Here is a 12,105-nt window from a genome sequence, read left to right as displayed (position 1 = left end):
CTGGTCGCGACGTTGCCGCGCGCGGTCTGCCGCTCGACGTTGGTGTCGAGCCCCGCGCCGACCCGGCCGTCGGTGATTTTGCCCACGGTCTCGCGGTTGCCGATCTCGCGTTGCGCGATGTCGCGCAGCGCGTACAGCTGCGCGAGCTGGTTGTAGGTGCGCGCCACCGACGACGCGAGCGTCACGCGCGCCTGCTGCAGGTCCGCCTCGGCGGCTTTTTCCTGCGACACGGCCATCGCCAGCCGCGCGCGGTTCTTGCCCCAGAGGTCGAGCTCCCACGACGCGCTCGCGAGCGCGTTGTTCTCGCTGTACCAGCTGCCGCCGTACGGCGGCGGGAACAGCCCGTTGCCCGAATACAGCTCGCGGGTCCACGAATACTTCGCGTCGGCCTTCGGCAGCAGCGTCGCGCGCGACGACTCGATATACGACGACGCCTTCGCGATGCGCGCCTGCGCCTGCGCGATCGAGGGGCTGCCGGCGAGCGCCTCGTCGATCAGCTTCGGCAGCTGCGGATCGCCGAACTGGCCGGCCCAGTCGAGCGCGGGCCACGGGGCCCCTTCGCCGGGCAGGCTGCGCGCGGTCTCGAACTGCGACGCGGGCGCGATCTGCTTGTCGCTCTTGATGCCGATGTAGTTCGCGCAACCCGCGAGCGCGAACGCGGCCGCCGCCGCGACGACGACCGCGCGGCCCCGCGCGATTCGGATCGACGCGCTCATTGCGTACGCTCCCGCGCGATGCGCTTCATTGCCCTGATGTCCATGCCTGTGATTCCCCGATGAAAGTCATGTTGTTCCGTGCACGCCGCCCCGGTTCGCCCGCATGCGCGCAAGCAGGCGTACGAGGTGGCGCGCGTCCTCCGGCGAGCAGCCGGCGAGCAGGTCGCCTAGCACCGCGCGAAAAATGGCCGGCAAGGCCGCCGCGTGCGCGCGCCCCGCTTCCGTGAGCGCGACGCGCACGATCCGCCGATCGTCGTGGCCGCGCACCCGCGCCAGCAGGCCGCGATGTTCGAGACGATCGAGCATGCGGGTGGCCGAACTCGCGTCGACGCCATGCGCGCGCGCCAGCTCGACCACGCTCGCCTCGTGGCGGCGCGCCAGCATGAACAGCAGGCGGCCCTGCATGCCGGTCACGCCGAGCGCCGCGCGCGTCCGTTGCGACAGCCGTTGCGCGAACGCCGCGTCGGCCCGCGACAGCAAGGCGCCCAGGCTGTCGTCCCCGCACCGGGACGCTTCCGCCCACGCGTCCGGCCGCGTCATGCGCGCCGCTCCGGCGCGCCGTCACGCGCGCGCCACATCGCGCACCACCTGTGACAGTTCATGCCGCAGGCGCGCGGCCCGCCGCGCGCCGAAGCGCGACTCGAACGCCTGCTGCGCGTCGCGCCAGCGCATCGCGGCATCGGACAGCTTCACGCGCCCCGCTCCGGTCAACACGAAGCGCAAGCCGCGGCCGCGCTCCGCCGTCACGCGGCGCGCGACCCACGCGCCGCGCAGGAGCGGGCGCAAGGTGCGAATGAGTGTCGTGCGATCCGTGGATGTGGCCCGCGCCAGTTCCACCATCGACAGCTCCTCGCCCGTCGACAGCGCGCGCAGGATGCAGAATTGCGCGGGCGTCACGCCCGCATCTGACAAATACCTTTCGTAGAACTGGGAGAGGTGCCTCGCGGCCCGCCGAATGGCAAAGCAATCGTCATCGACGGAAGGCTGAGTGTGCATGCGCACAGACTAGTGGCGCACGACCTGCGCATCAACGTCGTGCGCCGCATCAATTAATAACCGCGACGGCAAGAATCGGCGGCGCGCGACCATACCGGATCGAGGTCACGCACCGTTCGCGGCAGCCGTCCGATCAGGAGCATCACGTCGCGCGAACACGGCCAAAAGCACCACGGTGCTCATCGAGCTCATTGCAAATGGACTTCATCTTCGGTAAATACCGCGATTTTCTCATTCATTTAATTCAGATTTATCTCAATCATTAGATTCAAATCCACCACTTCCTCCGCCTCATATTTTCATATCGTGAAGGCAGGCGTTAACCACGGCCAATCAAGCCGTCTTGCGTGCTTCGTCGAACTGGCATCCGATTATTGAAAATACATTTAAAAATCCGACAAAACAAAAAGCCACGATACCTTTGCTAGTACTTGTTCAATGTCATCGAAATAAAACCCTCAGTAATATCCGTCCGCGCTTCGAGAAATATCGGAGGCGCACGCGGCCGACCAAAAACGAGGCATTCGAGTTTGAACATGCGCAACCACGTGGGCATCCACGCTCCCTTCCTGCCGCTGGCGAACCCGACGCGAGACGCGCCGCGGCCGGCCGGCCGCCCCCGCCATGAACCGAGGCGCGCGAACGCCGCATGCCGCGCTCACTGCCTCGTCTATGCGCTGTTCGCGCCCGTTCTCGCCTGGGCGCAGACCGCGCCTGCGCCGCACATCGACGCGCCGCGCGCCGGTCAGGCGCTGCGCGACATCGAGACCCCGCGCCCGACCGTCCCCGCCCCCGCGCAGCCCGATCTCGACCTGCCGCCCGCCGCCCCCGTCGGCGACGCAAGCGACGAAGGCCCACGGGTCGCCGTACGCCGCTTCGAATTGAGCGGCAATCAGCACTTCGACGCCGCGCGCCTGCAGGCGCTGCTCGCCGACCTCGTCGGCCGCGAGTTGAGCTTCGCGCAACTGCGCGAAGCTCCCGCGCGCATCACCGACTACTACCGCGCGCACGGCTACGTGCTGGCCCGCGCCTACCTGCCGCAGCAGGAGGTCGCGGACGGCGAGGTGCGCATCGCCGTCGTCGAGGGCCGCTACGGCCGTATCGAACTCCACAACCGCAGCCGCGTGCGGGACGCCGTGCTGCGCCAGCCGCTCGGCGCGTTGCGCGCCGATACCCTCGTGCAGGGCGCCGATCTCGAACGCAGCCTGATGCTGCTCGACGAACTGCCCGGCGTCGAGGTCAAGGGCACGCTGCGCGCGGGCGCCGAGCCGGGCACCACGGATCTCCTGATCGACGCGGAGCGCGGCCCGTTCGCGACGGGGGGGCTCGAATTCGACAACTTCGGCGAATGGCAGACGGGTCGCTATCGCTTCAGCGCGAGCGTCGACGTCAATACACCGCTCGGGCTCGGCGACCAGCTCACGCTGCGCGGCCTGACGAGCGAGCGCTCGCAGCGCTACTACCGTGCCGCCTACCAGTTGCCCGTCGGCCCCGCGTCGACGCGCCTGGGCGTCGGCTATTCCAACATGCGCTACCGCATCGGCGGGCCGCTCGAGGAACTGGGCATCTACGGCCGCGCCAACGTGCAAAGCGTGTCCGTCACGCAGCCGTTGCTGCGCAGCCGGCACACGAGCCTCAGCGCGCAGATCCTGTACGAGAACAAGAACCTGCATGACGGCTTGCGCGCATTCGACATCCTCACCGACAAGAACGTCGGCCTGTGGTCGTTCAGCCTCAGCGGCCGCAGCGAGGACGACTGGCTCGGCGGCGGGCGCAACGGCTTCTCCGCGACGCTCGGCGTCGGCCGGCTGCGCAGCAACGATCCGCTCGGCACGAGCCGGCGCGCGAACACGCCGGGCCGCTTCGCGCGCCTGAACCTGAGCGCGCTGCGCCTGCAGGCGCTCAGCGCGCGCCTGCAGCTGTATACGCAGTTCAGCGCGCAACTCGCCTCGCGCAATCTCGACGCGTCGGAAAAGTTCAGCGTCGGCGGCCCCTATGGCGTGCGCGCGTATGCGCTCGGCGCGAGCGGCGGCGACCAGGGCTGGCAGGCCACGGCGGAATTGCGCTACCTGGCCGCGCCGGGCTGGCAGGTGAGCACCTTCCTCGACACCGGGCGCACGCAGATCGACAAGCAGCCCCTGTCCGACGACCTCAATACGTTCCAGCTGTCGTCGGTCGGAATCGGACTCAACTGGTATGGCGCAAAGCGCCAGCTCAGCGTCACCGCCGCGCTGCCGCTCGGCAACGAGCATGCGGCGCTGTCCCGCCGCTCGCCCGGCGTCTGGTTGCAGGCCGCCCAGTATTTCTGAGCAGTCCGCCGCCGCGCCTGACCCGGCGGGCGGCTTCATGGGGGATGCCACGAGCGTTCCCGGGAAGAGCGGCAAGCAGGCCGACCGCCCCTCCCACTTGATTAGCGATGCAAACCATTTCCGGATCGATCCGGTCACGCATTCCGAGGAGTCCAATCAGCATGAACAAGACCTACGCATTGGTATGGAACCTGACGCAGGGCCGCTGGGTTGCGGTCGGCGAAACCGCGCGCCGTCGCGGCAAATCCGCCGTCGGCAAGCGCCTCGCCGCCGCGGCCTCGCTGCTCGGCCTCGCCGCCCTGCCCGCCTTCGCGCTCCCGTCCGGCGAAACCCTCATCTCCGGCCAGGCCGATCTCGCGCGCGCCGAGAACGGCAAGACCCTCTCGATCAACCAGCATTCCGACAAGCTCATCACCGACTGGCAGGACTTCAGCGTCGCGGGCGGCGAGCGCGTGTCGTTCCACCAGCCCACCGCCATGTCCATCGCGCTCAACCGCGTGATCGGCAACAACGGCAGCCGCATCGATGGCCAGATCGACGCCAACGGCCGCGTCTTCCTCGTCAACCCGAACGGCATCCTGTTCGGCGCGGGCGCGCAAGTCAACGTCGGCGGCCTCGTCGCCTCCACCCAGCATCTCGCCGACACCGACTTCCTCGCCGGCAACTATCGCTTCTCCGGCACCTCCGCCCAGGGCGTCATCAACGAAGGCACGCTCAGCGCCGCCGAGGGCGGCGGCATCGCGCTGCTCGGCGCGCGCGTCGCCAACCACGGCGTCATCGAGGCGAAACTCGGCACCGTCGCGCTCGCGGCCGGCCACGCCTTCACGGTCAACTTCGACGGCAGCGGCCTGCTCAACGTCCAGGTCGACGCGGGCGCGGTCGACGCCCAGGCCAGCAACGGCGGTCTGCTCAGGGCCGACGGCGGTCAGGTGCTGATGAGCGCCCGCTCGGCGGGCCAACTGCTCGACGCCGTCGTCAACCAGACCGGTACGGTCGAGGCGCGCGGCCTCGATGCGCGCGGCGGGAAGATCGTCCTCGACGGCGGCGCCGTCGTGGTCGAGGGCAAGCTCGACGCCTCCGCCGCCGATGCGAGCGCCCCGGCCGGCACGGTTCTCACGCGCGGCGGGCAGGTCGTCATCGCGAACGGCACGAAGGTCGACACGCACGCCGGCAGCACCGCCGGCACCTGGACCATCGAGGCCGCCAATGCCGGCGTCGCCCGCGCGGGTGGATACAGCCTCTACCCGGCGGGCGCATCGATCGAAGCGAACACGCTCGCCGACAATCTCGCCGACAATCACGTCACGCTCGCGAGCACCCGCGGCGATCTCGACGTCGCGGGCCCCGTATCCTGGGCATCCGACCGCGCCCTGACGCTCACCGCGCGAAACGGCAGCGTCAACGTGCAACAGGCGCTGTCCGCCTCCGGCAACGACGCGGCGCTCGTCGTCAACGCCAGCGACCGGATCAACGTGCGCGACGCCCTGCGCCTCACCGGCCGCAATGCCCGGCTCGAACTGAACGCGGCCAACGGCCACACCTTCGACGGCGACAAGGCCGTCGCCACGCTGTCGGGTCAACACGCATCGTTCCGCGCCAACGGCCACGACTACGCGGTCGTTCACAGCGTCGCCGACCTGCGCAACATCGACGCCGACCTGCAGGGCCGCTACGTACTCGGCAACGCCGTCGACGGCAAAGGCGCGAACTTCCGCAGCATCGGCGGCTCGGACGACTGGGCCTTCGAGGGCACGTTCGACGGTCTCGGCAACACGATCAGCCGGCTCGCGATCACGAACCCCCGCAGCAACGTGGTCGGCTTGTTCGGCACCAATGCCGGCCGGATCGCCAACCTCACGCTGCTCGGCGTCAGCGCAAGCGGCGTCGCGCAAGCCCAGTCGCCGCTGTCGATCGGCGCGCTCGCGGGCTTCAACACCGGCACCCTCTCGAACGTCGCGGCGCACGACGTCACCGTCAGCGCCCACGGCAGCGCGTTCGTCGGCGGGCTCGTCGGCTCCAATCTGAGCGGCGTGATCCAGCACGCCCGCGTCTCGGGCCGGGTCAACGGCGATCGACAGGCTGCGGCGATCGGCGGGCTCGCCGGCGAAAATCTCACCTTCCTCGAGCCCAATGCCCGTGTCGCGCAGATCCTCGACAGCGACGCCAACGTGCGCGTCACGGCCGTCAACGGCGCGCCGACGGGCGGCCTCGTCGGCCTCAACAGGGGTTCGATCGAACGCGTGTCGAGCGCCGGCAGCGTGACCGGAGGCAACGCCAGTCTGCTCGGCGGGCTCGTCGGCCACAACGACGGCGTCGTTCGCGGCGCGACGGCCCGCAGCAACGTCCAGGCGACCGGCAACGCCACCATCGGCGGGCTCGTCGGCTCGAATCTCGGTCTGATCGATGCGTCGCACGCGGAAGGCACGGTGACGGCGGGCGCCAACAGCATGACAGGCGGCCTCGCGGGCATGAACGCCGGCACGATCAGGAGTTCGAGCGCGGCCGGCCGCGTCGTCGCGGGGAATTCGGCGGTCGCGGGCGGGCTCGTCGGGTCCGATCGCGGCATCATCGATGCGTCGCATGCGTCGGGCAGCGTCACGCTCGGCGCGGACGGCCGGGCAGGCGGCCTCGTCGGCGAGAGCCGCGGCCAGATCCGGAACACCAGCGCATCCGGCGACGTGGTAGCCGGCGCGCGCAGCCTGGTCGGCGGTCTCGTCGGCTCGCTCGTCCAGACAGGCGCGATCGGCGCGTCCTCCGCGAGCGGCAACGCCAGCGGCGGCCACGCCAGCGAGGTCGGCGGCCTGCTCGGCCGAAACGACCGGGCCAACGTCAACGCCGCCTCCGCGAGCGGGAGTGCCCACGGCGGCGACGGCAGCCGGGTCGGCGGCCTGATCGGCAACCAGGGCGGCCTGGTCACCGCATCGTCGTCTTCGGGCACGGTCTCCGGCGGCAGCCGGGCGCTGCTCGGCGGGCTGGTCGGCGGCAACTACGGTTCGGTCCGCCAGTCGTCGACCACGAGCCGCGTCGCGTATCAAGGCGGCATCGGGCAAATCTACGGCGCGCTCGCCGGCGTCAACTTCGGCTCGTTCGTCGGCAGCACCGCGCACGGCAATGGCGCCGACGTTCCGCTGATCGGCTGGAACGGCGGCACCGTGTCGTACTAAGCAGCCCGCCGCGCCACCTCGTGCGCCCCCGTCCGGCGTTCATGCGCCGAACGGGGGCGCATCTCATCGCCGCCCGTCGGCCGGCGTCAGGCGTCAGGCGTCGGCTCCCTGCCCCTGGCCGGCTCGCTCCTCGAAAAACGCCACCGCATGATCGATGAACGCCCGCACCTTCGCGGGCAGCAGCGCGCGCGAGCTGTACGCGAGCCGCAGTTCGGTACCCGCGTCGATGATCTTGAACGTATCGAGCACCGGCACGAGCCGGCCCACGGCGAGATCGTCCTGCACCATCGCGACGGGCAGCACGCCGATCCCGAAGCCCTGCAGCACGAGCCCGAGATTGAACACGGCGTTGTTCGACACGATCTCGTAGCGCAGCGGCACGGTCAGCGTATCGCGGCCGACGCGAAAATTCAGCTCGGGCTTGCGCACCGCCGGCGAGATCGCAACGAACACGTGCGCGTCCAGTTCGGACGGGTGCGCGGGCACCGGATGCGCGGCGAGATAGTCGGGCGATGCGACGATCGTGAACGGAATGCGCTCCATCAGGCGCGTCACCACCGTGTCGGAGGTGAGCATGAACGGTAGCAGCAAGCCCACGTCGAAACCTTCCGCGACGAGATCGACCGGCCGCTCCGCGAGCGTGACGTCGAGCGACACCTTCGGATGCTTGCGCTTGAAACTCGATACGAGCGGCAGCAAGCGATGGGTGGTCGCGGTGGCGTGCGCGATCACCCGCAGCATGCCGGTCGGCTCGCGCGCCTGCATCGAGGCCCGCTCCTCGAGCGCGTCGAGATCCGCGAGCACGCGCACGCAGCCTTCATAGAACTGCTCGGCGGCCTCGGTCAGCGAGATCTGGCGCGTGGTGCGGTTGAACAGCCGGACCCCGAGCCGCTGCTCGAGGCCCGAAATCGCGCGCGACACGACCGGGGTGGACAGCCCCAGCATGTCGGCCGCGCGCGTGAAGCTGCGCGCGTCGACGACGGAGCAGAAGATGCGCAGGCTGTCGATATATTCCATGATGATTCACGCCACGGGACCGTAGACACCGGGCGGAATCGCCCGATAACCCGTCATTATCCAGCAAAGCCGCGCACCGCCGGCCGCACGCGCGGGGCGCGCATCGTGCGATCACTGTTCAAGTTGCAACAATCCGGTCATACGATCCTGCCGCGCGCGCCCGCCCCGGTCAGCCCCGATCATGGCGCGGGATCCCGGATCCATCTAAGATAGCGGCTGTTCGTACCCGTCCTCCCGAGGAGCAGAATGCACAGCGACGATCAACAACCGGACGCATTATTGATCGCGAACAGAATCAAGGAACTCCTGCTCGAACACGGCGTGGGCAAGCGGCAGCACGCGAACGAGGTCAGCCGCATTCTCGGTCTCAGCTTTTCCCAGGCGCACCGCAAGCTGAAGGGGCAGAGCCCGTGGGCGATCAACCAGGTCCGCGATATCGCGCTGGCGTTCGACGCGTCGCCGAGCGCGCTGCTCGACACGATGGACGGCGCCGATGCGCCGGCGCGCATGCGCATATGTCAAGCGGTCCTCAGCATCGGCCGCGAACGCATCCCGTGCACCGTGCATCTCGGCGCCGAGCTGTCGGGCGGACAGCGCGCCGATTTCATCGCGCTCGAACGCGACGGCGAATGGCAGATCCATCGCGGCGACGGCGCGCCGCCCGGCCGTCACTATCTGGCCGAAACGATTGAAATCCGCTCGACCTGTTCCGAGGTGCACAAGATGAGCATCGCGGTGCTCGACGACGCCGTCGAGACCGCCGATGAATTGTCGACGTACCTGTTGGCGCACGGCTTCAATGCGAGCCCGTTCTACGATGTGCCCTCGTTCCTCGACGCGCTGCGCACGCAGGCGTTCGACGGCTTCCTGATCGACTGGCTGATCGGCCAGGAAACGGCGGGCCGCTGCATCGAGGAGATTCGCGCGTCCGAGAACCCGGATGCGCCCGTGCTGATCCTGACGGGCTACCTCGACCTCAAGGAGCGCGAATCCGAGATCGCCACGGCGATGCGCGACTTCGACGTGCTCGGCCCCTACGAGAAGCCCGTCAAGCTCTCCGTGATCAAGGCCGCGCTCGAGCGCTGCTTCAACCTCTGACCCGCTCCGCCAGCGCGCGCGCGAGCGCCGCATCGAGATCCCGTCGCCGCACGGGCTTCAGCAGATAATCATCGAAGGGCCCCCGCTGCTCCGGCGTGAGCAGGTCCGGCTGATAGGCGCTCACGCCGATCAGCGGCGTGCGGCGATTCGGCCCGCGGCCGTCGCGCACCTCCCGCGCGATCGCCGTGCCGTCCTTGTCGGGCAGTTGCACGTCGAGCAGCACGGCGTCATACGGACGGCGCATCAGCTTCTGCATCGCGCGCAAGCCCGAATCGCACAGGTCGCACTGGTAGCCGAACTGCCTGAGCAGCGCGGCGAGCGACTCGCGCACCGCCTCGTGATCGTCGACCACCAGCACGTGCAGCGCCTCGTCGCGCTCGGCCGGGCTCGCGGGCGCGCGCGCCTCGTCGTGCGTATCGACGTATTGAATCGGCAGCGTGACGCTGAACACGCTGCCCTTGCCCAACTCGCTGCGCACCGCGATCCAGCCGCCCAGCAGATCGACGAGACCGCGCACGATCGCAAGCCCCATGCCGACGCCATCGCGCGCGCGCGTCACCGCGCCCGCCTCGTCGCCCTGCGTGAACGGCTCGAAGATCAACGCGAGCTTCTGGTTCGACACGCCCGCGCCGGTATCCTCGACCTCGAGCACCAGCGCCTCGCCGTCCGCCGTCTGCGCGCGCCGGCCGCGCAGCGCGACCGTGCCCGCGTCGGTGAACTTGATCGCGTTGCCGAGCAGGTTCGAGACGATCTGGCGGATCCGCACCGGATCCGAGTGGGCGGCCCGGATCCGTTCGTCGATGTCGCACGTGAACGCAAGCCGCTTGCGCGCGGCGCGGCAGCCCGCGTCGGCGGCGGCCATCCCGAGCAGCTCGGCGAGGTCGAACTGTTGACGGTGCAGGCTGAGCTTGCCGCTGTCGAGCCGGACGTAGTCGGTCAGGTCGCGCATCTGCGCCTCGATCTGCTTCGCGGCGACCTCGAGCCGGCGCACCGTGTCGACCTGCGCGTGCGCGAGCGGCGATTCGGCGATCACGTCGATCGCCGACGTGATGCTCTGCAAGGGCGTGCGCAATTCATGGCCGATCGCGCCGAGGAACGCATTCTTCGCGTTGACCGCCGCGCGCGCCGCATGCGCCGCCTGCTGCTCGGCCAGCAGCGCCTTGGCGTGCTGGCGCGTCGCGCGCCGTTCGCGCCGGATGTTGAGGATCGTGACGGCGCTCAGCACCAGCACCGAGGCGAGAATCACCGCGAGCCCGATGCAGATGATCCGGCGCGTCTCCATGAACTCCTGATACGCGCTGTCGCGCTGGCGGAATTCCGTCTGCGCGGCGATCGTGCCCATGTCGTGCGCGTAGCCGCGCAGCGCCTCGAGGCGCGCGTTGACCTCGGCCGTCGAGCCCGCGTGCGCGGCCAGCGCCTTCATCTGCGGATCGAGCCCGTCGAACAACTGGGCCGACGCGCGCACCGCATCGCGATAACCCGCCTCTTCATAAAGCTGCGCGGTGGATTCGGAGTGATTCGCGAGAATCGCGAATTTCGATTTCAGGATCTCGTATTCGAGCGTCAGATCACGGCACGGCCCGACACAACCCCATCGATTCTGATTGACGGTCAGTTCGAAGTCGTTGAGGCGGATCTGGTATTTCGCCACCGACAGCCCGTAATTCTCCTGCGTGCCGATCACCGAAATCAGGCTCGAATTGGGCTCCACGTTCTTGTAGCAAAACACGGCGGTCACCGCGGCCACCGCCAACAGGACCACCACCGCGCAATACAGGAGGCTGGCGTTCCCGCTGAATTTTTGACCCAGCTTCATTTAATGGTGATCCGGTTGATTTGCCAAATGAATCGGGAATTGTACAAGGGCCCTTTCAGCTCATCGCCGCCCTGGTCGCGCGGATACACCATGAACAGCGGCCCGAAATTCTCGAGGCTCAGGAATTTTCCGTCGGCCTTGTAGGCGAGCAGCACGCCGTACTTGCGCGCATCCTCGACCGGGATGTCGACCATGTAGCCGTCGAGCGCGCGCACCTCGAGCGTGGTCCCCGTGCCGCCCACCCGGTTGACCAGGTCGGCGAGGCCCACGCCCTCGAACACCTCGCGCCCGGTCCAGGCCGTCGAGGTGGTGATGCGGCGCACCGGCATCGCGAGCAGGTCCGCCTGCGCGAAGCGATAGACCGCCTGCTCGGCGTCCGTGTAGCGGCTGATCTTCCCCGCCACCGTCAGGTCGAATGCATGCGCCGCCAGCGCCGCCTGGCTAAGCGCGAGCACCGCACAAGCCCTCATTATGCGTTTCATGGTCGCCATCCAGAAGAGTGTGTAGCGCGATTGATTGATAGGCGTGTTCCACCAGCGCGAGGTCGCTCTCGCGGCTGCTCGCATGCAGGTTTCTCAACGCGGGAATCGCCAGGTCCACCGCCCGGCACGACGGGTAATCGCGCACCCGAAGCCCGGGCGGAATGGACGAGAAGAATGCGAGCGTCGGCACGTCGAAGCCGGCCGCCGCATGCACCGCCGCGCTGTCCGACGCGACGAGGCGATGCGCGCCGCGGACCCACGCGAGAAAGTGGGCCGTGTCGGGCGACAGCGGCGCGATGTCCACGTAGCGCGGATGCGCGAGCGGGCCGAAGCCGAGCACCTCGCAACCGAAGCGCGCGGCGAGCGTGTCGACCCAGTGCGTGCGCAGGCGCGCCGGAATGCTGCGCAACGGCGTGCTCGCGGTTGCGCAGAACAGCACGTAGCGGGGGGGGGGGGACGCCCCCGCTCCCCCCCCCCCTCCCGCCTCCCCCCCCGCCCCCACCCGTC

9 protein-coding genes and 1 pseudogene are annotated in these 12,105 nt (G+C 69.0%); 3 read left to right on the top strand and 7 right to left on the bottom strand.

Annotated features, from left to right (window positions below; all coding sequences use genetic code 11):
* The 3 genes from AC1RQF_RS18095 to AC1RQF_RS18085 form a co-directional block, all read right to left on the bottom strand.
* The coding region (locus tag AC1RQF_RS18095; RefSeq protein WP_492872637.1) for a TolC family protein at nt 1-716 on the bottom strand (716 nt) is incomplete at its 3' end.
* A 66-nt stretch (nt 717-782) separates the two neighbouring features.
* Complete coding sequence (locus AC1RQF_RS18090; protein WP_273999140.1) at nt 783-1,256, bottom strand: MarR family winged helix-turn-helix transcriptional regulator; 474 nt, start codon at nt 1,254-1,256, stop codon at nt 783-785.
* Between the two features lie 21 nt (nt 1,257-1,277).
* Entirely contained in the window at nt 1,278-1,613 is a 336-nt protein-coding gene (locus AC1RQF_RS18085; RefSeq protein WP_492872636.1) for a MarR family winged helix-turn-helix transcriptional regulator, read from the bottom strand.
* Between the two features lie 635 nt (nt 1,614-2,248).
* Between AC1RQF_RS18085 and AC1RQF_RS18080 the strand changes: the two genes are divergently transcribed.
* Both AC1RQF_RS18080 and AC1RQF_RS18075 read left to right on the top strand, forming a co-directional pair.
* Nucleotides 2,249-4,021 carry a ShlB/FhaC/HecB family hemolysin secretion/activation protein gene (locus AC1RQF_RS18080; protein ID WP_273999143.1) on the top strand — a complete coding sequence of 591 codons (1,773 nt, stop codon included), beginning with the start codon at nt 2,249-2,251 and terminating at the stop codon, nt 4,019-4,021.
* Nucleotides 4,022-4,182: 161 nt separating this feature from the next.
* Nucleotides 4,183-7,185, top strand: a complete 3,003-nt coding sequence (locus AC1RQF_RS18075) for a two-partner secretion domain-containing protein (RefSeq protein ID WP_492872635.1) — start codon at nt 4,183-4,185, stop codon at nt 7,183-7,185.
* Between the two features lie 93 nt (nt 7,186-7,278).
* On the opposite strand, the gene AC1RQF_RS18070 is transcribed toward AC1RQF_RS18075, so the two are convergent.
* Nucleotides 7,279-8,202, bottom strand: a complete 924-nt coding sequence (locus AC1RQF_RS18070; protein WP_492872634.1) for a LysR family transcriptional regulator — start codon at nt 8,200-8,202, stop codon at nt 7,279-7,281.
* A 246-nt stretch (nt 8,203-8,448) separates the two neighbouring features.
* Between AC1RQF_RS18070 and AC1RQF_RS18065 the strand changes: the two genes are divergently transcribed.
* Nucleotides 8,449-9,300 (top strand): helix-turn-helix domain-containing protein, encoded by an 852-nt coding sequence (locus AC1RQF_RS18065; protein WP_492872633.1) that lies wholly within the window; start codon nt 8,449-8,451, stop codon nt 9,298-9,300.
* On the opposite strand, the gene AC1RQF_RS18060 is transcribed toward AC1RQF_RS18065, so the two are convergent.
* The 3 genes and pseudogenes from AC1RQF_RS18060 to AC1RQF_RS18050 form a co-directional block, all read right to left on the bottom strand.
* The gene (locus AC1RQF_RS18060) at nt 9,290-11,116 is read right to left on the bottom strand and encodes a hybrid sensor histidine kinase/response regulator (protein WP_492872632.1); all 1,827 of its coding nucleotides are present in this window, start codon (nt 11,114-11,116) and stop codon (nt 9,290-9,292) included. The genes AC1RQF_RS18065 and AC1RQF_RS18060 overlap by 11 nt on opposite strands.
* Nucleotides 11,113-11,571, bottom strand: a complete 459-nt coding sequence (locus AC1RQF_RS18055; protein WP_492872631.1) for a putative pterin-binding protein — start codon at nt 11,569-11,571, stop codon at nt 11,113-11,115. Before AC1RQF_RS18055 ends, AC1RQF_RS18060 begins: the two co-directional genes overlap by 4 nt.
* A pseudogene (locus AC1RQF_RS18050) lies at nt 11,558-12,105 on the bottom strand (hypothetical protein); the annotation flags it as partial. The gene AC1RQF_RS18055 and the pseudogene AC1RQF_RS18050, both read right to left, overlap by 14 nt.

Source organism: Burkholderia sp. GW821-FHT14F03, assembly GCF_058803765.1.
The sequence above is the reverse complement of the archived record's forward strand: the minus strand, read 5'-3'. Positions and strand labels throughout refer to the sequence as shown.